Origin of the sequence: Streptomyces sp. NPDC005574 (assembly GCF_040605435.1) — a bacterium.
In the GTDB taxonomy this organism is placed as follows: Bacteria; Actinomycetota; Actinomycetes; order Streptomycetales; family Streptomycetaceae; genus Streptomyces.
In genome coordinates this window covers 43328-64633 of sequence record NZ_JBEXCW010000026.1, presented here as the reverse complement: position 1 = coordinate 64633, position 21306 = coordinate 43328, and the positions used below count along the sequence as shown (strand labels likewise).

The following is a 21306-nucleotide window of genomic DNA, read 5'->3' as shown; positions in this document are numbered from 1 at the left end:
GGGCGCCGTGGGAGCGGGGCCCGGCCGGGCCACGCACGCCCGGCCGCGGCCGCCACCCGCACACACCCGGCCCGCCTCTCCCCCGCGGACCGGCCCGCACCCGACCGGCCCGCCTCCCCCGGGGGCCGACCCCGCACACATCCGGCCCGCCTCTCCCCCGCGGACCGGTCCGCCTCCCCCGGGGCCCGCCCCGCACCCGACCGGCCCGCCACCCTCCGGGGGCCGACCCCGCACACATCCGGCCCGCCTCTCCCCCCGCGGTCCGGCCCGCCTCTCCCCCCTGCGGACCTGCGGGCCGGACCCCGCCGCCCTGCCTCCCCCCCCGTCCCTTTCCTTTTTCTGTCTGTTGCCGGTGGCCGGCCGGCCGTTCACGTCCCTGGCCGGCCGCCGGCCACCCCCTGCCCAGAAACGGAGTATCCGCATGAGCAGCACCCTCGAGGTGTGCATCATTGGTGCCGGCCCGCGCGGGCTGTCGGTCCTGGAACGGCTGCTGGCCAACGAGCGCCGCAGCCCGGCGCACAGCGCGGTCACGGTGCATGTCGTGGACCCCTCGGCGCCCGGCGCCGGCACCGTGTGGCGCACCGAGCAGTCGCAGCACCTGCTGATGAACACGGTGGCCTCGCAGATCACCGTCTTCAGCGACGACAGCGCCACCATCGACGGCCCCATCGAGCCCGGCCCCAGCCTGCACGAGTGGGCGCAGAGTCTGGCGCTGCTGGGGGATCCGGCCGAGCTGGACGCCGGCGTGGTCGCCGAGGCGCGCCGGCTGGGCCCCGACTCCTATCCCACCCGCGCGTTCTACGGCCGCTACCTGCGGGACTGCTTCGAGCGGATCGTGCGGGGCGCGCCGGACCATGTTCGGGTGCGGGTGCACCGCTCGCGGGCGGTGGCCGCGGCGGACACGCACGGGGTGCCCGGCGGTCCGCAGGGCATCCGCCTGGAGAACGGCACCCGCCTCAACGAGCTGGACGCCGTGGTGATGGCGCAGGGCCACGTCCGGGCCCGGCTGTCGGCGCGTGAGGCGCGCACGGCGAGCCTGTCGCGCATCCACCACCTCACCTACGTCACCCCGGCCAACCCGGCCGACCTGGAGCTGAGCGGCATCGAGCCGGGGCAGAACGTGCTGCTGCGCGGGCTGGGCCTCAACTTCTTCGACCACATGGCCCTGTTCACACTGGGCCGCGGCGGCCGCTTCGAGCGGGCGGCCGGCGGCGGGCTGGTCTACCGGCCCTCCGGCCAGGAGCCGAAGCTGTACGCGTTCTCCCGGCGCGGAGTGCCCTACCACGCGCGCGGCGAGAACGAGAAGGGCGCCACCGGCCGCTACTTCCCCCGGCTGCTGACCGCCCAGTACATCGCGGGGCTGCGCGAGCGGGCGGCCGGCGGGCGGCCGGTCACCTTCGGTGAGGACCTGTGGCCGCTGATCTCCCGCGAGGTGGAGAGCGTCTACTACGGCGCGCTGCTGGCCGAGCGCGGACAGGCCGAGCTGCGGGAGGAGTTCACCGGGCGGCTGCTGGCGCTGGCCCCGGACGCCGACCCCTCGGCCCTGCTGGACGCCTACGGCATTGCCGCCGCCGAGCGGTGGGACTGGGAGCGGCTGTCGCGGCCGTACGGGGAGCGGGTGTTCGCCCATCGCGCGGACTTCACCGGCTGGCTGCTGGACTATCTGCGGCGCGATGTGGAGGAGTCCCGCAAGGGCAACCTCTCCGGTCCGCTCAAGGCCGCCCTGGACGTGCTGCGCGACCTGCGCAACGAGATCCGGCTCGCGGTCGACCACGGCGGCCTGGAGGGCAACTCCCACCGCGACGACCTGGAGGGCTGGTACACCCCGCTCAACGCATTCTTGTCGATCGGCCCGCCGGCCTCCCGTATCGAGGAGATGATCGCGCTGATCGAGGCGGGTGTGCTGACGGTGACCGGGCCGGGCACCCAGGTCCGTATCGACACCACCGCGGGCACCTATGTGGCGACGTCGTCGGCGGTGCCGGGCGAGCCGGTGCGGGCCACCGCGCTGATCGAGGCCCGGCTGCCCGAACCGGACCTGCGCCGCACCGACGACCCGCTGCTGCAGCACCTGCTGGACACCGACCAGGCGGCGCCGTTCCAGATCGCGGGCGCCGGCGGCTCCAGCTACCAGACCGGCGGCCTCGCGGTCACCGAGCGGCCCTACCGGCTGCTCGACGGCCGCGGCCGCGCCCACCCGCGGCGCTTCGCCTACGGCGTGCCCACCGAGTCGGTGCACTGGGTGACCGCGGCCGGGATCCGGCCCGGCGTCGACTCGGTGACCCTGGGCGACTCCGACGCGATCGCCCTGGCGGTGCTGGCGCTGCCGCCGGTGGCCCATGTGCCCGACGGGGTACGGCCGGTGGACACCGACAGTGAACTGTCCGGGGTGATCGTGTGAGCCTCCCGCCGGCAGGAGCGGGCGATGTGGGGCTGCTGTCACCGGTCCGGGCCGGCACCCCGGTGGAGGCGGCCACCGGCGACCAGGCGTGGCTGCAGGCCATGCTGGACGCCGAGGCCGCCCTGGCCCGGGCGCAGGCGTCGCTGGGCACCGTGCCGAAGGAGGCCGCCGAGACCATCTCGGCGGCCGCCGACGCCGGCCGCCTGGACGTGCGGGCTCTGGCGCTGGCCGCCCGGGAGACCGCCAACCCGGTGGTCGGCCTGGTGAAGGCGTTCACCGCGGTGGTGGCCGAGGCCGACCCGCGGGCCGCGGAGTACGTGCACCGCGGCTCCACCAGCCAGGACGTCTTCGACACCGGCGCCATGCTGGTGGCCGGCCGGGCGCTGCGCATCGTGCGCGCCGACCTGGCGCGCACCGGGCGCGCCCTGGCCCGCCTGGCCGCCCACCACCGCGACACGCTCACCGTGGGCCGCACCCTGGCCCTGCACGCCGTACCGACGACGTTCGGGCTGAAGGCGGCCGGCTGGCGCCAGTTGGTGGGGGACGCCGAGGCGCGGCTGGCCGCCGTCCAGGAGGGCGGGCTGCCCGTCTCGCTGGGCGGGGCGGCCGGCACGCTGGCCGGCTACCTGGAATACGCCGCCCTCGACAACGACAACGACAACGACGGCGACGGCGACGGCGACGGTGGTGGTGGTGGCGGGGGCGGGGGGCGTGTCGATCCGGGCGTCTATCTGGACCGGCTGGTCGACGCGTATGCCGCCGAGACGGGGCTGGCGCGGCCCGTGCTGCCCTGGCACGCGCTGCGCACCCCCGTCGCCGACCTGGCCTCCGCGCTGGCCTTCACCGCGGGCGCGCTCGGCAAGATCGCCGTGGATGTGCAGTCGCTGGCCCGCACCGAGGTCGGTGAGGTCGCCGAGCCCGCCGTGGAGGGCCGCGGCAGCTCCTCGGCGATGCCGCACAAACGCAACCCCGTGCTGGCCACTCTGATCCGCAGCGCGGCGCTGCAGGTGCCGGCCCTGTCCGCGGCGCTGACGCAGTGCCTGGTCAGTGAGGACGAGCGGTCGGCCGGCGCCTGGCACGCGGAGTGGCAGCTGCTGCGCGAGTGCCTGCGGCTGACCGGCGGCGCCGCGCACACCGCGGTGGAACTCACCGAAGGGCTCCAGGTGCGGCCCGAACGCATGCGCACCAACCTGGACATGACGGGCAGTCAGATCGTGTCGGAGCGGGTGGCCGCCCGCCTCGCCCCGCTGCTGGGCAAGGCGGCCGCGAAAAGACTCCTCACCCAGGCCGCGGACACCGCCGAGGCGACCGGCCGGCCGCTGGCGGAGGTGTTGGCCCGTCTGCCGGGCCTGCCCGCCGGCGTCGGCGGCCGGCTGGCCCGGCTGTGCGATCCGGCCCACTACACCGGAGCGGCCGGCGCCCTCGTCGACCGCGCGCTGCAGCACTGATCCCCCTACCCCCGCCGCCACCCTCGCGGCCCGGCACGGCCCCCGGGGCCGTACGGGAGGCCGCCTGGAGAAAGCCGAGGAGAACATGACCAGCGCACCCCCCGCCCGAGGGCGGTGGATCGAGAACTGGGACCCCGAGGACGAACAGCGGTGGGAGCAGGGCGGCCGGCAGGTCGCCCGGCGCAACCTGGCGCTGTCGGTGCTGTCGGAGCACATCGGGTTCTCGGTGTGGAGCATGTGGTCGGTCCTGGTGCTGTTCCTGTCGCCGCGGATCGGCTTCGACTTCCAGCCCGACGAGAAGTTCCTGATGGTGGTGGTGCCGACCCTGTCGGGGGCGCTGCTGAGACTTCCCTACAGTGCGGCGGTGACCCGGTTCGGGGGCCGCAACTGGACGGTGTTCGCCTCGCTGGTGCTGCTGGTGCCCACCGCCGCGACCACCTACGTCGTGCAGCACCCGGGCACCCCGCTGTGGGTGTTCCTGCTGATCGGCGCGGCCGCCGGGGCGGGCGGCGGGAACTTCGCCTCCTCGATGACCAACATCACCGCCTTCTATCCCCAGCGCCACCAGGGCTGGGCGCTGGGGGTGAACGCGGGCGGCGGCAACCTGGGCGTGGCCGCGGTGCAGTTGCTGGGTCTGCTGGTGATCTCCGTCGCCGGTGACACCCACCCCGCCTACGTCGCCGCCTGCTACCTGCCGCTGATCGCGCTGGTGTCGGTGCTGGCCGCGCTGCGCATGGACAACGTGGCCGTGGTGCGCACCGCGCGCGGCGCGCAGCGTGAGGCCGCCAAAAATCCGCACACCTGGTGGATCTCGCTGCTGTACATCGGCACGTTCGGCTCCTTCATCGGGTTCGGGTTCGCTTTCGGGCTGGTGCTGCAGAGCCAGTTCGCCTCCACACCGCTGGAGGCGGCCTCGTTCACCTTCCTGGGGCCGCTGCTGGGCTCGGTGGCGCGTCCCCTGGGCGGCCGGATCGCCGACCGGTGCGGCGGGGCGCGGGTGACGCTGTGGGCGTTCGCCGGCATGGCGGCCGCGATCGGCATCCTGCTGCCGGCCGGCCGCAGCGGCTCCTTCCCCCTGTTCGTCACCGGGTTCACCGTGCTGTTCGTGATGAGCGGCGTCGGCAACGGCTCGACGTACAAGATGATCCCGGCGGTCTTCGCCCGGCAGGCGGAGGAGGCCGTCACCTCCGGCCGTGACGCCACCGCCGCCTTCGCCCGCTCCCGCCGGCTGTCGGGCGCCGTCATCGGCATCGCCGGCGCGGTGGGCGCGCTCGGCGGCGTCGCCATCAACCTCGCCTTCCGCTCCGCCTACGGCCATCTGGGCAGCGGCGAGCCCGCGTTCTACGCCTTCCTCGCCTTCTACGGCCTGTGCGCCGCGGTGATCTGGACGGTGTACCTGCGTGGCGCCCGCGCCGCCACCGTCCTGCCCGACACCACGCGACAGCGTGCCTCCCATGTCCGCTGAGCGCGACATACGCAGGCGGCCCGCGCGCGCGGAGGCCACCACGCACGGGCCGGTGCCGCCCCGGGCGGGACGGCGTGCGCCCGGCAGGAGCGCGTCTTTCCCGGGCGTGGCGCGGCAGACGCGCGAGGGGGCCGCGCCGGAGAGTGCGACGCACTGCCCGTACTGCGCGCTGCAGTGCGCCACCGTGCTGTCGGGCGGGCGGGAGCGCACGGCCGTGCGGCCCGCGGCCGACTTTCCCGTCAACCGGGGCGGGCTGTGCCAGAAGGGGTGGACGGCGCCCGCCCTGCTCGCCGCGCCCGACCGGCTGCTGAGCCCGCTGGTGCGCGGCGCGGACGGCGAGCTCGCGCCGGCCGGCTGGGAGCAGGCGCTGGACCTGGTCGCGGGCCGGCTGCGGGAGATCTCCGCCCGGCACGGCGCGGACGCGCTCGCGGTGTTCGGCGGCGGCGGCCTGACCAACGAAAAGGCGTACACGCTCGGCAAGTTCGCGCGGATCGCCCTGGGCACCGCTCAGATCGACTACAACGGCCGCTTCTGCATGTCGTCGGCGGCCGCCGCGGCCGGCCACGCCTTCGGCCTGGACCGCGGGCTGCCCTTCCCGGTCACCGACCTGGCCGAGGCCGATGTGATCCTGCTGGCCGGGGCCAACCCGGCGGAGACCATGCCGCCGCTGATGCGCCACCTGGAGCGGGCCGACCTCGTCGTCATCGACCCCCGCCGCACCCGCACCGCCGAAAGCGCCGCCCTGCATCTGCAGCCGGCCCCCGGCACCGACCTCGCCCTGGCGCTGGGCCTGCTGCATGTGGCGGTCACCGAGAACCTCCTGGACACCGCCTACGTCCAGGCGCGCACCACCGGCTTCGACGCGGCCTGGGAGAGCTGCGCCGCCTGGTGGCCCGAGCGTGTGGAGGAGGTCACCGGGGTGCCGGTGAGCGACCTGCGCACCGCGGTACGGCTGCTGGGCGGGGCGCGCCGCGCCTACGTGCTGACCGGGCGGGGCGCGGAGCAGCACAGCAAGGGCTCCGACACGGTCGCCGCGTTCATCAACCTCGCGCTCGCCCTGGGTCTGCCCGGCCGTAGCGGGCGCGGCTTCGGCACCCTGACCGGGCAGGGCAACGGGCAGGGCGGCCGCGAGATGGGCCAGAAAGCCGACCAGTTGCCCGGCTACCGCTCCCTCACCGACCCCGCCGACCGCGCCCACATCGCCCAGGTGTGGGGCGTGGCGGCCGACGCGCTGCCCGCGCCGGGGCGCAGCGCCTACGAACTGCTGGACTCCCTGGCCACCCCCGGCGGGCCGCGGGCCCTGCTGGTGTTCGGCTCCAACCCGGCCGTCTCCGCGCCCCGGGCCGCCCATGTCAGCGAACGCCTGCGCGCCCTGGACCTGCTGGTGGTCGCCGACTTCGTGCCCTCGGAGACGGCCGCGCTCGCCGACGTGGTGCTGCCGGTGACGCAGTGGGCGGAGGAGGAGGGCACCCTCACCAGCCTGGAGGGCAGGGTGCTGCGCCGGCGCGCCCACCTCGACCCGCCGCCGGGGGTGCGCACCGACCTGGAGGTGCTGCACGCGCTCGCGGTGCGGCTGGGACAGCCCGCGCACCGTTTCCCCACCCGCCCCCGCGAGGTCTTCGAGGAACTGCGGGCCGCCTCGGCCGGCGCCCGCGCGGACTACTCCGGCATCAGCTACGCCCGCCTGGACGCCGGCGAGGCACTGCACTGGCCCTGCCCGTCAGGCGATCATCCCGGCACACCGCGCCCCTTCCTGGACCGGTTCGCGCACCCCGACGGGCGCGCCCGGTTCGCCGCCGTCGACCACCGCCCGCCCGCCCAGACCCCTGGCCCGGCCTTCCCGCTGTATGCGACGACCGGCCGGGTCCTGGCCCACTACCAGTCGGGTGCGCAGACCCGGCGCGTGCCGGAGCTGATGGCCGCCGCACCGCAGGCGGTCGTCGAGATGCACCCGGACACCGCCCGCCGCTTCCACCTCGCCGAGGACCAGCTCGCCGACATCACCTCCGCCTACGGCACCACCCGCGCCCGGGTACGCCTGACGCGTGCGGTGCGGGCCGACACCGTGTTCGTGCCGTTCCACTTTCCCGGCGCCGCCCGCGCCAACCTGTTCACCGGCGACGCGCTGGATCCGCGCAGCCGCATGCCGGAGTTCAAGGTGAGCGCCGTCCACGTCCGGCCGGCGGGTGAGCGGCCGTGAGCGGGGTCGTCATCGCGGGCGGCGGCCCCGCCGCGCACCGGCTGGCCGCCCGGCTCCTGCAGCACGGCTACCCGGGCCGGGTGAGCGTGATCGGCGCCGAGCCGCGGCCCGCCTACCACCGGGCCCTGCTCGCCTCCGTCCTGGACGGCACCCTCGATGCCGGCCGGCTGGCGCTGCCCGCACTGCCCGCCGCGGTACGGCAGTTGACCGGGGTGACGGTCCGTGCGGTGGACCGGGCGGCCCGCACGCTGCGCACCGGCGACGGCCGCACCCTGGCCTACGACGTGCTGGTGCTGGCCACCGGCGCCCGCACCCCACTGCCGCCGGTGGCGGGCCTGGTGAGCGCGCCGGGACACCTCGCCGACGGGGTGCGCACGGTGCGCGGCGCCGCCGACTGCCGGCCGCTGCCCGAGGGGCCGGTGGTGGTCCTCGGCGGCGGGCTGCGCGGCGTCGAATCGGCGCTGGCGGTGCGCCGCGCCGGCCACGAGGTCACCCTCGTCCACCCCGGCGGCCGGCTCATGGGACGCCACCTGGATCCGGTCGCCGCCGCGATGCTGGCCCAGTGGCTGACCGGGCAGGACATCACCCTGCAGCTGGGCCGGCGGGCGAGCGAGTACACGCCGGGCAAGGTCGTCCTGGACGACGGGCAGGTCCTGGCGGCGGCCACCGTCCTGCTGTGCACCGGCACCCTGCCGGAGACCGGCCTGGCCCGGGCGAGCGGCCTGGCCGTCGGCGCGGGCGTCCTGGTCGACGACCGGCTGCGCACCACCGACCCGCACATCCACGCCATCGGCGACTGCGCCGAACACGCCGGCCTGCCCGGCGCGACCGTGCTCGGCGCGTGGGAGCAGGCCGAGACCCTCGCCCGCGTCCTCACCGGCCACGACGCCGCCTACACCCCCGGGCGGCGGGTGCTGCGACCGCGCACCCCCGGCCTGGACCTGGTCGTCGTCGCACCCACCGGCCCGCCCACCGGTCCGGGCGAGGAGCGGAGGATCTCGCTGGTGGACCGGGCGCGCGGCCGCTACGCCCGTCTCGTGCTGCGCGGCGACACCCTCCACGCGGCAACCGTGATGGGCTCGCCCGCCGCGGTCGCCGCCGTCAGCGGACTGCACCTGCACGAAACGCCCCTGCCCGCCGACCTGTTCGCCCTGCTCGGCGGCGGCGACGGCCACTACGCCGGACAGCAGACCCTCGCACCCGAGGCCGTCGTGTGCCACTGCAACAACGTCACCCGCACCGGCGTCGAGGACGCCTGGCACGCGGGCGCCCGCGACCTGCCGGCGCTGGCCCGCGCCACCCGCGCCACCACCGGCTGCGGCGGCTGCGCCCCGCTGGTGCGCACCCTGTGCACGGCGCTCGCCGCCGGCCGGAACGGAGAGACACCGTGAGCACACGCACGCTGGTGGTGGCCGGCCACGGCATGACGGGCCACCGGCTGGTCGAGGAGATCCTCACCCACGACCGCCACGGACACTGGCGCGTCGTCGTCCTGGCGGAGGAACCACGCCCCGCCTACGACCGGGTGGCGCTGTCGACCCTCCTCGACGGCGCCACACCCGGCACCCTCACCCTGCCCACCCGGCAGGTACCCGACGACCGGCGCCCGCACCTGCGCCTGAACGCCCCCCTCACCGGCGCCGACCCCGCAGCCCGGACGGTGACCTGCGCCGACGGCGCCACCTTCGGCTACGACGCGCTGGTTTTGGCCACCGGCTCCCGCCCGTTCGTGCCCCCGGTGCCCGGACACGACCTGCCGGGCTGCTTCGTCTACCGGACGGTGGAGGACATCGCGGCGATCCGCGCCGCCGCCGCGCCCGGGCGCGACGCGGTGGTGGTGGGCGGCGGACTGCTCGGCCTGGAGGCGGCGGGCGGCCTGCGGCTGCTGGGCATGCGGCCCCACGTCGTCGAGCACGGCCCGTGGCTGATGTCGCGCCAGATCGACGAGGGCGGCGGACGGGTACTGGCCAGGGCCGTCGACCGGCTCGGGGTGGGTGTGCACTGCGCCACCAAACTGCGCGCGCTCACCGCGGGCCCCGCCGGCCACGTCGAGCGGGCCGAACTGAGCGACGGCCGGGTCCTGGACGCCGCCCTGGTCGTCTTCGCCGCCGGAGTACGCCCCCGCGACGAACTCGCCGCCCCTCTGGGCCTGGACCGCGGGGAACGCGGCGGCTTCCTCGTCGACCGGTGGTGCCGCACCGGCGACGAACACATCTGGGCGATCGGCGAGTGCGCGGCCGTCGAGGGCCGCTGCCACGGACTGGCCGCACCCGGCTTCCGCATGGCCGAGACCGTCGCCCGCCAACTGCTCGGCGACAGCGGCGAGGCGTTCACCGGCGCCGACGCCTCCGCCACCCTCAAACTCCTGGGCGTCGAGGTGGCCGGCTTCGGCGACGCACACGCCCACACCCCCGGGGCCATCGAGTACGTCCACGACGCCCCGCACACCGACACCTACGCCAAGGTCGTCCTGGCCGCCGACGGCCGCACCCTCCTCGGCGGCGTCCTGGCCGGCGACACCACCGCCTATCCCCTGCTGCGCACGCTGACCGGCCGCCACCTGACCGCCTCCCCCGACACCCTGCTGACCACCTCCGCGCACGGAGCATGAGGAGGGTCCTGCGCGAGGCCACGCCGGCCCCACCACGATGCGGATCGAGGTCACGCCGGCCCCACCAGGATGCGGATCGTCGAACGGCTCGCGGCCACCCCCGCGTCGGTGATGTCGCGGCGCACCGGGCCGCGACACGCTTCAGCTCCTGTCCGCGGGGCGGGAACAGGAGCTGTCGGGGCGCTCACCGGCGAAGCCCGATCAGGACGGGGCCGCCGGCTCGTCGTGAGCGGTGGGGTGGGGTGTGCCGGCGCGCTGTCCCTCGCCCGGTGCGCGCCGGCACACCTGGATGGACCCTGCCCGGGCTCCGGGTGGGGAGCCGAACGCTGGGCGGGGTCGCTGTGTGCGGGCCCGTGTCGGGGGTGGGCACGGGCCCGCGGTCGGTGGGTGGTGCGGGTGCCGGGCCGGTGGCGCCGGGGGTGGGGCGCGGCCGGGGACGGCGGGTCTGGTGGCCGCGGGCCCGGGGGTGGTGGGCGCAGGCGGCCGTGCGGCGGGATCGCCGGCGGGTCGTCAGTTGTCGTAGGGGCGGCGCGTCTTGGCCTCCTTGGTGGCCAGTGCCCACCAGCTCAGCCGGTCCCACAGGACCTTGGCGGCGGCCTCGGCGTCGGACGGTTCGGTGAGGGTGCCCTCGGAGTCGAACTGGGCCCAGGGGCCGTGGAAGCTGACGCCGTCGCGGATGGTGACGGCGTGCAGCTCGGTGAAGATGTGCTTGAGCTGCTGGACGGCGCGCAGGCCGCCGGCGAGTCCGCCGTAGCCGACGAAGCCGACGGGCTTGGCGTGCCACTCGTTCTGGGTCCAGTCCACGGCGGCCTTCAGGGCGGCCGGGAAGCTGTGGTTGTACTCCGGTGTCACCACGACGAAGGCGTCCGCCTGGGACAGCCGGGCCGAGAACGCGCCGAGGAGTTCGGCGACCTCGGGTTCCGGCTGGTCGCTCAGGGCGGTGGGGAGCGGGAAGTGCGCCAGGTCGACCAGGTCGACCTCGATGTCGTCGCGCTGGTCGGCGGTGGCCACGAACCAGTTCGCGATCGTGGGACCGAACCGGCCCTTGCGTACGCTCGACAGGATCACGGCCACGCGGATGCGATCACTCGACATGTCAGCCCTTTCACGGCGGTCATTCCTCCATCAGGAGAACAAACCCGCATGCGGGTATTCAACTGGGATCGAAGAATTCGATACGCCTACGACCGCCGGGCCCGCCCCCGTTGCGTGGTGGGGGCGGGCCCGGCGGTCGTGCGGTGCGGTGCGCGGCCGGATCAGTCGACGCTCTGCAGGATGTGCGGTTCGGCGAGGTCTTCCTCGTAGCCGGCCAGGCGGATGGGGGCGGAGCGTGCCCACACCTCCAGGAAGCCCGGGTCCGGGGCGGCGGGGCCGCGCCGCGTTTCCTGTACCGGCACGTGGGCGCTTTGATGCACTGTCACCCGTGCACTCCTTCCACTCGCTCGGCCGCCGAACCGTTCAGCGGGCGACGGCCCCGCTCCGTTGCGGGGTCGTGGTCGTGGGGGCCGGCTGTGGCGCGTCCTGCCCGGTGAGGGTTTCGGCCAGCTGGCGGGCCAGCTCCAGCCGGCGGATCTTGGCGGTGGCGGTGCGCGGCAGGTCCGTCAGCCGGCGCTGGACGGGGGCGGCGAGCGCGGGGTGGTCGGCGACGGCGGCCTTCCAGCGCTCGGGGTCGAGCGGCTTGTCGCCGCGGGTGCACACCACGGGTATGGCCTGCTGGTCGGGGCCGGGGACGACGACCAGTTCGGTCAGCTCCTCCAGCCGGTGCAGCACCGCGTCCTCGATCTCCAGGGTGGAGTCGATGCCGGGGATGACGTCGACCTCCCGGTCCAGCAGGTGCAGGCAGCCCCACTTGGTGCGGTAGCCGACGTCGCCGCCGCGCCACCACTCGCCGATGACCTGCTTGTCGAAGCGGTCGGCCTCGCCGAAGTAGGTCAGTGCGCGGCCGGCGGTGGCGACGTCGATGTAGCCGGGGTTCTCCTTGGACGGCTTGGCGCCGCCGCGGGAGACCAGGCGGTATTTGGTCATGCCGGGGGTGGGGTAGCCCTGGCAGCGGCCGTCGGCCTTCAGGGCGTTGCGGCGGCGGTAGGTGCGGCCGGCCAGCGGGCCGCACTCGCTCTGGCCGTAGACCTGGAGGAAGACGGGGCTGCGCCGGTCGGAGGCGTGCAGGAACTTGTGCATGGTGGAGGGGTGGATCGCGTCGAAGGTGCTGTTGAAGTACTTGACGTTGGAGATCGGCCGGCGCGGGTCCTCCAGCATCTCCTCCCATTCCAGGAAGGAGTTGGGGTGGGTCTCCAGGACGCCGGGGCGGTGGCGGACCAGCATGTCGGCGACGTGGGCGGGGCTGGAGTCGTTGAGGAAGACCATCGGCATGCCGCGCGTCTGCAGCACGGCCAGGCCCAGGTACATCCGCGAGTGGACGTAGCTGACGTGCATGGCGACCGTCTCGCGGGTGCGGATGAGGGAGACGACCTTGTCCTGCCAGTTGCCGCGGGCGCCCAGGGAACGCGCGGAGTGCACCACCAGCTTGGGGATGCCGGTGGTTCCGGAGGTGTGGGTCATCAGGGCCGGCTGGTCGCAGTCCAGCAGGACCGGGCGGCGCGAGGGCGCGCCGGCGAGGTCGGCCAGGGAAAGGGCGCCGGGGTGGGAGCCGGTGACGGTGACGACCCGTGCGGTCAGCTCCCCCAGCGGCAGGCCGGCCAGCGCCCCGGTCAGCTTGGCCTGGTCGGTCAGCAGGGTGGGGCGCTCCAGGCGCCTGAGCAGTTCACCGATGCTCTGCCCGTCCAGGTGCGGCGAGAGCATCACCGGCACGGCGCCGATCCGGGCCACGCCGCAGGCCAGCACGGTGATGTCGAAGCTGGAGGTCTTGTGGACGGCCACGTGTTCGCTGGGCCGTACGCCCGCGGCCCACAGCCGGTCGGCGGTGTCGGCCACCAGGCCGGCGAACTCCGCGACCGTCAGTGTCCGGCCCACCTCGGGGAAGGCGTCCATGTCGTGGTCGAGCGTGATGGGGGTGCTGCCGTACTTCCGGGCCGCCCGCTCGGACACGACACCGAGGTAGAGGAACTTCTTGCTCTTCGGCACCTTAAACAACATCAGAACTCTTCCTCCGAGAACCGGCACACGAAAGGGGGAAATCCTTTCGGAAAATCTCCCACAGGTATGCACCGGCGGAAAGGAGAAGCCGGTTAGTTCGTCATCTCGCGGGAAATGGGAAAAGCCGGTCCGCGGCTGCGGACCGGCTTTTGGAAGAAAAGGGGGCGGGGTCAGTTCTTGAGGCCCTTGCGGAGGGCTTCGGCGACCTTGAGGGTGCGTACGGTCTGGTAGCCGACGGCGGCGAGGTTGTCGTCGGTGACGTTCTGCGCGAGGTGGCCGGGGATGGCCTGCAGGCCGGAGGTGGCGCTGACGCCGTAGGGGTTGCCGTTGCTGGGGGTGAGCAGGATGTCGTCGGTGACGCCGGGCGGCACGATGACCGCGCCCCAGTGGTAGAAGACGTTGCTCAGCGACAGCAGGGTGGATTCCTGGCCGCCGTGCGGGGTGCCGGTGGAGGTGAACGCGGACATCGCCTTGTTCATCAGGCCGCGGCGGGCGTGGAGTTCGAAGGTCTGGTCGATGAAGTGCTTGAGCGGGCCGGCCAGCAGGCCGTAGCGGCCCGGGGTGCCCCAGACGACGGCGTCGGCCCAGTCCAGGTCGTCGATGGCGGCCACCTGCACCTCGCGGGCGGCGGCGGCGTGTTCGTTGTTGGCCTGCGTCCATTCCCTGTAGTTGGGTGCCAGGGGCTCGTCGGTGATTTCCGCGACCCGGCGCAGCCGTACCTCGGCCCCTGCCTTCTCCGCCGCCTCGGCAGCGGCGACAGCCAGCTTGTGGATGTTTCCGGTGGCCGAGTAGTAAACGATGGCGACATTGGTCATGGCCGTACTGCTCCCTCAATTTTTTTGGTTCGGTGCTCACGCCGCGGACCGGCTGGGTGCGTGGTCCATCCTGTCGCCGGCCGGGCGGGGCTGCCATCCGAAGATCAGAAGTCCGTCAAGTCCCCTCCGCGGCCGGCGGGCCGGGCCGGCGGGGCTTCAGGCTCCCACCTCGACGCCGGGCGGGTTGTCGATGATGTAGCGCCACAGTCCGTCGCCTCCGCGGCGGGCCACGTCGGTGGCGGTGCCCTCGAGGTGCACGTGCCGGCCGTCGGGCCCGGTGCCGTCGATGACGAAGTCGCCGATGATCAGGGCGGTGTCGTCGAAGACGTAGGTGTGGCGGACGCTGATGTCGATGGGGACGCCCAGGGCCAGGAAGCTGCTGGTGGCCTGGCGGCGGCCGTCGCCGCTCACCACCACGCCGGGCCGCAGCACCCGCACCGCGTCCGGTTCGAAGAGCCGGTCGATGGCGCTGAGGTCCTTGGCGTTGAACGCCTCGACGAACGTCGAGGGCAGCTGGGCCGGGTCGCTGACTGCCATGAGGGGTCTCCTTCCGTGCGGGCGGGGCGGGTTCAGGCGGCGGCCGGGGCGGGCGCGGCGGCCTTCAGGGCGGCGGCGACGTGCAGGGTGCGGCGCGTCTGGTAGGCGATGGCGCCGACGTTCTCCTCGTGGATGAAGCCGGCCTTGCTGCCGGCGACGGTGCTGGCGCCGTAGGGGTTGCCGTTGTTCTTCTCATACAGCACCGGGTCGGCGGAGCCGGTGGCGACGATGACCGCGCCCCAGTGGCAGATCGCGTTGTGCAGGGCGAGGATCGCCGTCACCTGGCCGCCGTGTTCGGCGGAGCCGGAGGCGAAGGCGGAGACCGCCTTGTTCAGCAGCCGGCCCTCGATGGACAGCGCCGAGGAGGTGTTGATGAACTGCATCAGCTGCGGGGCGGCCAGTCCGAAGTGCACGGGCGAGCCGAGCAGGACCGCGTCGGCCCAGTCCAGGTCCTCCAGCGTCGCCTGGGGTATGTCCGCGACGCGGGCGGCGTGCTCGCTGGAGCCGGGCCGTCCGGTGGCGGCCAGCTCGGGCACCCGGCGCAGCCGCACCTCGGCGCCCTCGGCGGCGGCGGCGTCCGCGGCGGCCTGGGCGAGCCGGTGGGTGGAGCCGGTCGAGGAGTAGTAGATGACGGCGACGTTGGTCATGATCGGGCGCTCCCTGGGCGTACGGAGGTCATCAGCGGGCGGGGTGTGGGGCTGTGCGCATCGTGGTCGGCCCGTGGCGGGCGGGGCAACGGGCGGGCGGTGAGTGCGTCAGGTCGTGCGGCCGGCGCGCAGGACACCGCCGGCGGCCAGGGCCAGGGCGCCCCCCAGGAACACGGCGAGTGCGGCGAAGTGGGTGAAGAATGCGGCGAGTTGGGCGCCCGCTCCGGCTCCCACGTTGAGGGTGAAGCCGTACAGGGCGATCGCGGTGGTCTGCGCGGCGGCCTGGGCGCGGGCACCGACCCACTGGATGAGGGCGGGGCCCAGGGTGGAGAAGCCGGCCATGAACGCGAACAGGGCGGCGCCCAGGGCGACGGCGTCGTCGGCGCCCAGCACGGCGGCCGCCATCGCGGCGACGCACACCGTGAGCGCTCCGGCGGCCCGGCGGTGCGCGCTCACGCGGGACAGGGCGGGGGCGGCCAGGACGGCGGCCAGCAGGGCCGGCAGGGCGCTGGCGCGCAGCGCGAGCAGCGCCGCGCCGCCGCCGGCCACGGCCGGCGGCCCGTACAGCTGGACTCCGGTGTACAGGGCGGTGAGGCTGCCCGCGCCCACCAGGATGACCAGGTACAGGCCGATCAGGCGGCCGTCCAGGGCGCTTTTGAGGGCGGAGGTGCCGGGCGCGGCGGTGAGCGGGCGGGCTTCGGGCAGCAGGACCCGCCAGGACAGGGCGGCGCCGGCCAGCAGCAGGGGCACGGTCCCCCAGAACACCCACGCCCAGTCCAGCACGGAGGCCACCAGCTGCGCTTCGAGCTGGCCGATGAGGACGGTGGCTCCCATGGAGGCGGAGACCACGGTCAGGGCGAAGGAGACGCGGTGCGGGGCGATGCGGGCGTGCAGGTAGGCGTAGGACATGGGGATGAAACTGCCGGCGAACAGTCCCTGCAGGGCGCGCAGGGCGACACCGGTGCCCAGGGAGGCGGCGAGCGGCAGGAGGGCGGTGACCGCGGCCATGGCCAGGACGTTGGCGACCATGACGGTGCGCCGGCCCAGGCGGGTGGAGAGCGGGCCGCTGAGCAGGGAGCCCACCGCGTGGGCGAAGGCGAAGGCGGTGGTCGAGGCGGCGGCCGAGCCGGCCGGTACGTGCCAGGCGTCGGCGAGTTGGGGCATGAGCGGGATGGTGACGTACATCTGGCCGACCACCAGGACGCCCATGACCGACACGGTCGCGACGGTCGCGGCCAGCGGTGCGGTCGGTGTCAGCGTGGGCGGCGGGCCGGCCACCGATGTTTTCGACATGCACCGATCCTGGAAGGGGGGCGGGGGCGGCGGCAATCAGCCGCCGCATCATGCGTCAAGTCCCCCACCGGTGTGGGGGGTTGAGGCATGATGCGGCGGCTGGAGGTGCCGGGCCCCGGCGCACCCGCGGGGGAACGTCGGTGCGTGGGGCCCGGCGTCCGGCGCACCCCGTGGGGGGTGCGCCGGAGCGGGGGGGGTCAGACCTGGGCGGTCTGCGGCTGGTCGGCGACCGCGGCGGCCGGGGCCGCGCCGGCGGCGGCGGGTGCCGCAGCCGGGGCCGGCTTGCGCAGGCCGAGGGCGACCAGCGCGGTCAGGGCGATGCCGCCGGCGGCGATGAGCACCGCGGTGCGCAGGCCGTCGTTGGTGGCCGAGCGCAGTGCCTGGCCGGACAGGCCCTCCAGGTGGGAGTTGGCGATGGCGACCAGGATGGCCAGGCCCACCGCGCCGCCGATCTGCTGGGTGGTGGAGGCCCAGCCGGAGGCGATGCCCTGCTCGCTGGGGTCGATGCCGACGGTGGCGGCGCCGAACATCAGCGTGTAGCCGGCGCCCTGGCCCAGTCCCATGACGATCATGCCGGGCACCAGGGCGAGGTAGGAGCCGTCGGTGGACAGGGTCAGGCCCACGATGACGGTGCCGACCAGGCCCACCAGCAGGCTGGCGATCATGATGGCGCGCAGGCCGTACCTGGTGGCCAGGCGGCCGGCGCTCTGGGCGCCGACGGAGATGGCGACCATCGGGACGAGGAAGGCGAGGCCGGTCTCCAGGGCGCTGTAGCCGTGCACGCCCTGGAAGTAGACGGTCAGGAAGTACAGCAGGGTGCCGAAGGTGGCCATGTAGAAGAAGGTGATGCCGGCGCCGGTGCTCAGGTTGCGGTTGCGGAACAGGCGCATCGGCATCAGCGGGTCGCTGCTGCGGCTCTCGATGACCAGGAAGGCGGCCAGCAGGGCCACGCCCAGGACCAGGGCGCCGACGATCAGTGCCGAGCCCCAGCCGGACTCCGGTCCCTGGACCAGGGCGAAGACGACGGAGGTGGTGCCGACGGTGGAGGTCAGCGCGCCGGCCAGGTCGAAGCTGCGGCGGCTGCCGGCGGCCGTGTCGGGGGCGATCAGCGGGAAGGCGAACAGGACCGCGAGGACGGCCAGCGGCACGTTGACGAAGAACACCGACTCCCAGCCGAACGCCTCGGTCAGGACGCCGCCGAGCAGGGAGCCGAGGATCATTCCGGAGCCGCCGGCGGTGCCCCACACGGCGAAGGCGCGGTTGCGTTCCTTGCCCTCGGCGAACTTGGTGGACACCAGCGTCAGGGTGGCGGGGAAGAGGAAGGCGCCGCCGATGCCCTGCACCGCGCGGGCGGCGACCAGCACCCACGGGTCGGTGGCCAGGCCGCCCAGCAGCGAGGACACCCCGTACAGGGACAGGCCCAGCACGAAGATGCGGCGCGGGCCCCACAGGTCGCAGGCGCGGCCGCCCAGCAGCAGGAAGCCGCCGAAGGCGACGGCGTAGGCGCTGATCACCCACTGCAGGGTCTGCGCGGAGAAGCCGAGGCCGTCACCGATCTCGGGGAGGGCGACGTAGACGATGTTGTAGTCGATGGAGATGATCAGCTGGGCGAACGCCAGCAGCGCCAGGAGGAGTCCAGAGCGCCGGCGTGGTGCCTCGGTGGGGGCGCCTGCGGCCGAAGACGGCATGACTGTGCCTTTCACTACGGGGTCGGAAGGGTCGTCCGGCGCGCGCGGCGCCGACTGCCGGGGATCAGGCCCGACGGCGTACAAGAAGTGCTGTGGTGGTCGTGAGCGGGGGGTGTGCGGGGTTCAGTGCGGGGTGTGGTGCGGGGTTCAGGGTTGGTTCAGGGTTGGTCGAACCAGCGGCGTACGTGTTCGGGTGCCGCGGGGTTGGCCCGCTGCACGGCGTCGGCCAGGTCGGCGATGCTGCGGCCGGCCAGGTTGCGGCGCCATTCCAGCTCCGCGAGGGAGAAGGCCTGGGCGATGGTGCAGGGGGTGCGGGCGTCGGCCTGGCCGGTGATGCGGCCGGCCGGGCCGTGGTGGCGGATGCCCGTGCACAAGAAGGCCTGGGCCGAGCCGTCGATGGCCGCCGCCACGTCCATCAGGGTGATGTCCTGCGGCGGGCGGCCCAGCCGGAACCCGCCGCGGGGGCCGGAGCGGGAGGCGACGATGCCCTCCCGTCCCAGCGCGTTCATCTGCTTGTTCAGGTAGGCCGTGGGCAGGTCGTGGAAGGCGGCCAGCCGGGCGGCCGGCACCGTGGTGTCAGGGGAGACCCAGGACAGGTTGATGCAGCAGTGCACCGCCCATTCCACGCCCTCTCGCAGCTTCATGTGATGGACATTACGCATCGGGAATGTCCACCAGAAGGGCCCGCCTCTTTTAATGTCAAGTCGCCCCGGGGAACACTGTTTCAGCTGTTCAGAGCGGTTTTCAGTTCGGTTTCCAGGCGGTCGAGATCCTGCTGGTGGCCGTGTGCGGCGATGTGCCCGTCGGGGCGCACCAGCCAGTAGCCGGCGCTGCGGCAGCCGGTCGCGAAGGCCGCCTCGGGCCGGCGCAGCACCACCGTGCGCACCGCCGGCCCGTAGCGGGCGATCACATGGCCGGCCTGGGTCTGCCAGCTTGGTGAGGGCGGCGCCAGGACGAGGCTCCAGGCGTGCGGGTCGACGCCGGGGCCGGCGATGGCGTGGGCCAGTGCCGGGCGGCGCGGGAAGACGGCGCCGTCCTTGAGGCCGCCGGGCAGGCGGCGCAGCAGGCGGCAGCCCAAGCGCCCCGAGGGGAGCTGGGTGTCGCGCTGGGGCGGGTAGGCCAGCCGGCGTCCGGCCATCACGGGCGTGTAGTAGCGCGAGACGACACCGGTGCGGTCCAGCAGCTGGAAGGCGGCGTCGCGGGCGGCGACCTTGGCGCGGCTGTCGGCGACCCAGGCGCGGGTCTGCAGGTCGGTGTCGCGCACGATCTGGCGGGTGGCCTCGGAGCGTTCGCTGCCGTAGCTGGCCAGCAGGGAGGCGGGTGACTCGCCGCGGATGACGGCGGCCAGTTTCCAGCCCAGGTTGTGGGCGTCCTGCAGGCCGTTGTTCATGCCCTGGCCGCCGGCCGGGCTGTGCACGTGCGCGGCGTCACCGGCCAGGAAGACCCGTCCCACGGCGAAGTCGCTGGCGTGGCGGGCGTGGACGCGGAAGACGGCCTGCCACACCGCCTCGGTCAGGCGCACGCCGCGCGGCCCGCGTTCGTCGAGGATGTCCTGCATCATCTCCAACGACACCTCGCGCCGGCCCTGCGGCATGACGGACAGGAAGCGGTGGATGCCGCCGGGCATCGGCACCACCACCAGGGCGCCGCTGGGCGCCTGGTAGAACAGGCACTCGTCGGGCGGCAGGTCGCCCTCGGTGCGGGCGTCGATGAGGGCGAAGGCCATCTCGTAGGTGCTGCCGGCGAAGCCGATGCCGAGCTGGCCGCGGACCGCGCTGCCGGCGCCGTCGGCGCCGACCACGTACGGGGCGCGGATGCGCTCGACGCTGCCGTCGGGCCGCTCCACCACGGCGGTGACGCCGTCGCCGGCGCCGACGCCGCCGGCGAAGTCCACGCCTTCCAGGGCCAGCAGCCGCACCCCGCGTTCGACCTTGCCGCCGAGTTCGGCCAGCCGCTGGGCCAGCAGCCGCTCGGTGACGTGCTGCGGCAGCACCCGGCAGGCGGTGTCCTCGGTGAGGGCGAAGGAGGCCAGCGGTTTGCGCTTGGAGAAGTAGCTGAGCCGGTTGACCTGGAGGGACTCCTCCAGGACGGCGTCGCCCAGGCCCGCGTCGCCAAGGATGTCCAGGGCGCGCGGCCACACCGACAGTGCCTTGGGGGTGGTGGCGGGCTGTTCGGCGCGGTCGATGACGCGGACCCGGATGCCGCGGCGCACGAGCTCCACGGCCGTCAGCAGTCCGGTGGGGCCGGCGCCGACGACCAGGACGTCCAGATCGGATGCGTCGGTGGTGTGGTCGCTCATCGCTCTCATTCCGTCCGCACGCCGGCGGTGACGCCTCCGGCGGGCTCGTCGGGCAGCCGGTCCAGGCTGATGTCGAAGTACTCCTTGTAGGCGCTCAGCGCCTCGCTCTCGCTCTCCAGCAGGCGCTTGGAGCGCTGTTCGCCGGCGACCATGCTGACCTGCTTGTTGCCCTTGAGGGTGATCAGGCCGTCGGGGGTGCGGATGGAGGCGAACAGGCCCTGCAGGAAGGAGGAGTCGGGCGAGGTGCGGTACCACCACAGGGTGGGGGCGAAGTCGGCGATGGTCACCGGCCGGTCGGCGACCCGGTACAGCGGCTTGCCGCCGAGATGGACGTCGACGGCGCCCTCGCCGGCGTCGTGCAGCTGGTAGTCGCCGTGCGGGTCGTGCTGCACCTCGCGGGAGGCCAGGTCGAGGGGGAAGCGGCTGTTGCGGCCGAAGCCGACGTCGACCAGCCACTGGCGGCCCTCGGCCTTCACACGCAGCGCCAGGTGGCCCAGGAAGGGGCCCAGGACACCGCCGGGGCGGTGCACCCAGCCGGGCACGATGTCCAGTTCGTAGCCCACGTCCTTCAGCAGGAACGACAGGGCGGGGTTGACCTCGTAGCAGCCGCCGCCGCGGTTGCCGTGGACGATCTTCTCCAGGGCGCGTTCGTCCATGAAGATGTCCTCGTCGAGGTGGTAGCCGAGGTTTTCGAAGGGGACCGACAGGAGGTGGCGCTCCATGATGTGGCGCAGGCCGGCGAGGTCGGCGCGCTGCGGGCGCCGGGCGTCGATGCGGCGCAGGTAGTCGTCCATGATGCTGTCCGGCAT

17 protein-coding genes are annotated in these 21306 nt (G+C 74.2%); 6 read left to right on the top strand and 11 right to left on the bottom strand.

Translation table 11 applies throughout. From position 1 onward, the window contains the following. Positions 1–421 precede the first annotated feature (421 nt). The 6 genes from ABZT03_RS19045 (at position 422) to ABZT03_RS19020 (ending at position 10125) form a co-directional block, all read left to right on the top strand. Positions 422–2401 carry an FAD/NAD(P)-binding protein gene (locus tag ABZT03_RS19045; protein ID WP_356040777.1) on the top strand — a complete coding sequence of 660 codons (1980 nt, stop codon included), beginning with the start codon at positions 422–424 and terminating at the stop codon, positions 2399–2401. Further along, on the top strand, positions 2398–3849 hold the full coding sequence (locus ABZT03_RS19040) for an adenylosuccinate lyase family protein (protein WP_356040775.1): 1452 nt from the start codon (positions 2398–2400) through the stop codon (positions 3847–3849). The genes ABZT03_RS19045 and ABZT03_RS19040 overlap by 4 nt, the downstream gene beginning before the upstream one ends. Positions 3850–3934: 85 nt before the next feature. Then, the gene (locus ABZT03_RS19035; RefSeq protein ID WP_356040773.1) at positions 3935–5314 is read left to right on the top strand and encodes a nitrate/nitrite transporter; all 1380 of its coding nucleotides are present in this window, start codon (positions 3935–3937) and stop codon (positions 5312–5314) included. Then, complete coding sequence (locus ABZT03_RS19030; protein WP_356040770.1) at positions 5304–7514, top strand: molybdopterin oxidoreductase family protein; 2211 nt, start codon at positions 5304–5306, stop codon at positions 7512–7514. Before ABZT03_RS19035 ends, ABZT03_RS19030 begins: the two co-directional genes overlap by 11 nt. Next, on the top strand, positions 7511–8905 hold the full coding sequence (locus tag ABZT03_RS19025) for an FAD-dependent oxidoreductase (RefSeq protein WP_356040767.1): 1395 nt from the start codon (positions 7511–7513) through the stop codon (positions 8903–8905). Before ABZT03_RS19030 ends, ABZT03_RS19025 begins: the two co-directional genes overlap by 4 nt. Next, the gene (locus ABZT03_RS19020) at positions 8902–10125 is read left to right on the top strand and encodes an FAD-dependent oxidoreductase (protein ID WP_356040764.1); all 1224 of its coding nucleotides are present in this window, start codon (positions 8902–8904) and stop codon (positions 10123–10125) included. The genes ABZT03_RS19025 and ABZT03_RS19020 overlap by 4 nt, the downstream gene beginning before the upstream one ends. Positions 10126–10635: 510 nt before the next feature. Here ABZT03_RS19020 and ABZT03_RS19015 read toward each other — a convergent pair. From ABZT03_RS19015 to ABZT03_RS18965, 11 genes are all read right to left on the bottom strand, one after another. After that, complete coding sequence (locus tag ABZT03_RS19015) at positions 10636–11220, bottom strand: NAD(P)H-dependent oxidoreductase (protein WP_356040761.1); 585 nt, start codon at positions 11218–11220, stop codon at positions 10636–10638. 161 nt (positions 11221–11381) lie between these two features. Further along, positions 11382–11546 (bottom strand): hypothetical protein, encoded by a 165-nt coding sequence (locus ABZT03_RS19010; protein ID WP_356040848.1) that lies wholly within the window; start codon positions 11544–11546, stop codon positions 11382–11384. Between the two features lie 37 nt (positions 11547–11583). Beyond that, positions 11584–13218, bottom strand: a complete 1635-nt coding sequence (locus ABZT03_RS19005) for an AMP-binding protein (protein WP_356040759.1) — start codon at positions 13216–13218, stop codon at positions 11584–11586. A 170-nt stretch (positions 13219–13388) separates the two neighbouring features. Continuing rightward, on the bottom strand, positions 13389–14033 hold the full coding sequence (locus tag ABZT03_RS19000) for an NAD(P)H-dependent oxidoreductase (RefSeq protein ID WP_356040756.1): 645 nt from the start codon (positions 14031–14033) through the stop codon (positions 13389–13391). A gap of 156 nt (positions 14034–14189) precedes the next feature. Further along, positions 14190–14570: a DUF4440 domain-containing protein gene (locus tag ABZT03_RS18995; RefSeq protein WP_356040753.1), complete on the bottom strand. Its 381-nt coding sequence runs from the start codon at positions 14568–14570 to the stop codon at positions 14190–14192. Between the two features lie 32 nt (positions 14571–14602). Beyond that, positions 14603–15217, bottom strand: coding sequence for an NAD(P)H-dependent oxidoreductase (locus ABZT03_RS18990; RefSeq protein WP_356040750.1), 615 nt, complete (start codon positions 15215–15217; stop codon positions 14603–14605). Between the two features lie 108 nt (positions 15218–15325). Continuing rightward, positions 15326–16510: an MFS transporter gene (locus ABZT03_RS18985; RefSeq protein ID WP_356040747.1), complete on the bottom strand. Its 1185-nt coding sequence runs from the start codon at positions 16508–16510 to the stop codon at positions 15326–15328. A gap of 197 nt (positions 16511–16707) precedes the next feature. Beyond that, the gene (locus ABZT03_RS18980) at positions 16708–18198 is read right to left on the bottom strand and encodes an MFS transporter (RefSeq protein WP_356040744.1); all 1491 of its coding nucleotides are present in this window, start codon (positions 18196–18198) and stop codon (positions 16708–16710) included. A gap of 158 nt (positions 18199–18356) precedes the next feature. Beyond that, entirely contained in the window at positions 18357–18842 is a 486-nt protein-coding gene (locus ABZT03_RS18975) for an Rrf2 family transcriptional regulator (protein WP_356040741.1), read from the bottom strand. A gap of 80 nt (positions 18843–18922) precedes the next feature. After that, a complete protein-coding gene (locus ABZT03_RS18970) occupies positions 18923–20497 on the bottom strand; it encodes an FAD-dependent oxidoreductase (RefSeq protein WP_356040738.1) in 1575 nt (524 codons plus the stop codon). A 5-nt stretch (positions 20498–20502) separates the two neighbouring features. After that, positions 20503–21306: an arylamine N-acetyltransferase gene (locus ABZT03_RS18965; RefSeq protein WP_356040735.1), complete on the bottom strand. Its 804-nt coding sequence runs from the start codon at positions 21304–21306 to the stop codon at positions 20503–20505.

What these genes read in the sequence shown, in the direction of transcription:
- ABZT03_RS19045 (WP_356040777.1), top strand. Translation starts at nt 422, where the DNA reads ATGAGCAGCACCCTCGAGGTGTGCATCATTGGTGCCGGCCCGCGCGGG.
- ABZT03_RS19035 (WP_356040773.1), top strand. Translation starts at nt 3,935, where the DNA reads ATGACCAGCGCACCCCCCGCCCGAGGGCGGTGGATCGAGAACTGGGAC.
- ABZT03_RS19030 (WP_356040770.1), top strand. Translation starts at nt 5,304, where the DNA reads ATGTCCGCTGAGCGCGACATACGCAGGCGGCCCGCGCGCGCGGAGGCC.
- ABZT03_RS19015 (WP_356040761.1), bottom strand. Translation starts at nt 11,220, where the DNA reads ATGTCGAGTGATCGCATCCGCGTGGCCGTGATCCTGTCGAGCGTACGC.
- ABZT03_RS19005 (WP_356040759.1), bottom strand. Translation starts at nt 13,218, where the DNA reads ATGTTGTTTAAGGTGCCGAAGAGCAAGAAGTTCCTCTACCTCGGTGTC.
- ABZT03_RS19000 (WP_356040756.1), bottom strand. Translation starts at nt 14,033, where the DNA reads ATGACCAATGTCGCCATCGTTTACTACTCGGCCACCGGAAACATCCAC.
- ABZT03_RS18995 (WP_356040753.1), bottom strand. Translation starts at nt 14,570, where the DNA reads ATGGCAGTCAGCGACCCGGCCCAGCTGCCCTCGACGTTCGTCGAGGCG.
- ABZT03_RS18990 (WP_356040750.1), bottom strand. Translation starts at nt 15,217, where the DNA reads ATGACCAACGTCGCCGTCATCTACTACTCCTCGACCGGCTCCACCCAC.
- ABZT03_RS18985 (WP_356040747.1), bottom strand. Translation starts at nt 16,510, where the DNA reads ATGTCGAAAACATCGGTGGCCGGCCCGCCGCCCACGCTGACACCGACC.
- ABZT03_RS18980 (WP_356040744.1), bottom strand. Translation starts at nt 18,198, where the DNA reads ATGCCGTCTTCGGCCGCAGGCGCCCCCACCGAGGCACCACGCCGGCGC.
- ABZT03_RS18975 (WP_356040741.1), bottom strand. Translation starts at nt 18,842, where the DNA reads ATGAAGCTGCGAGAGGGCGTGGAATGGGCGGTGCACTGCTGCATCAAC.
- ABZT03_RS18970 (WP_356040738.1), bottom strand. Translation starts at nt 20,497, where the DNA reads ATGAGCGACCACACCACCGACGCATCCGATCTGGACGTCCTGGTCGTC.
- ABZT03_RS18965 (WP_356040735.1), bottom strand. Translation starts at nt 21,306, where the DNA reads ATGCCGGACAGCATCATGGACGACTACCTGCGCCGCATCGACGCCCGG.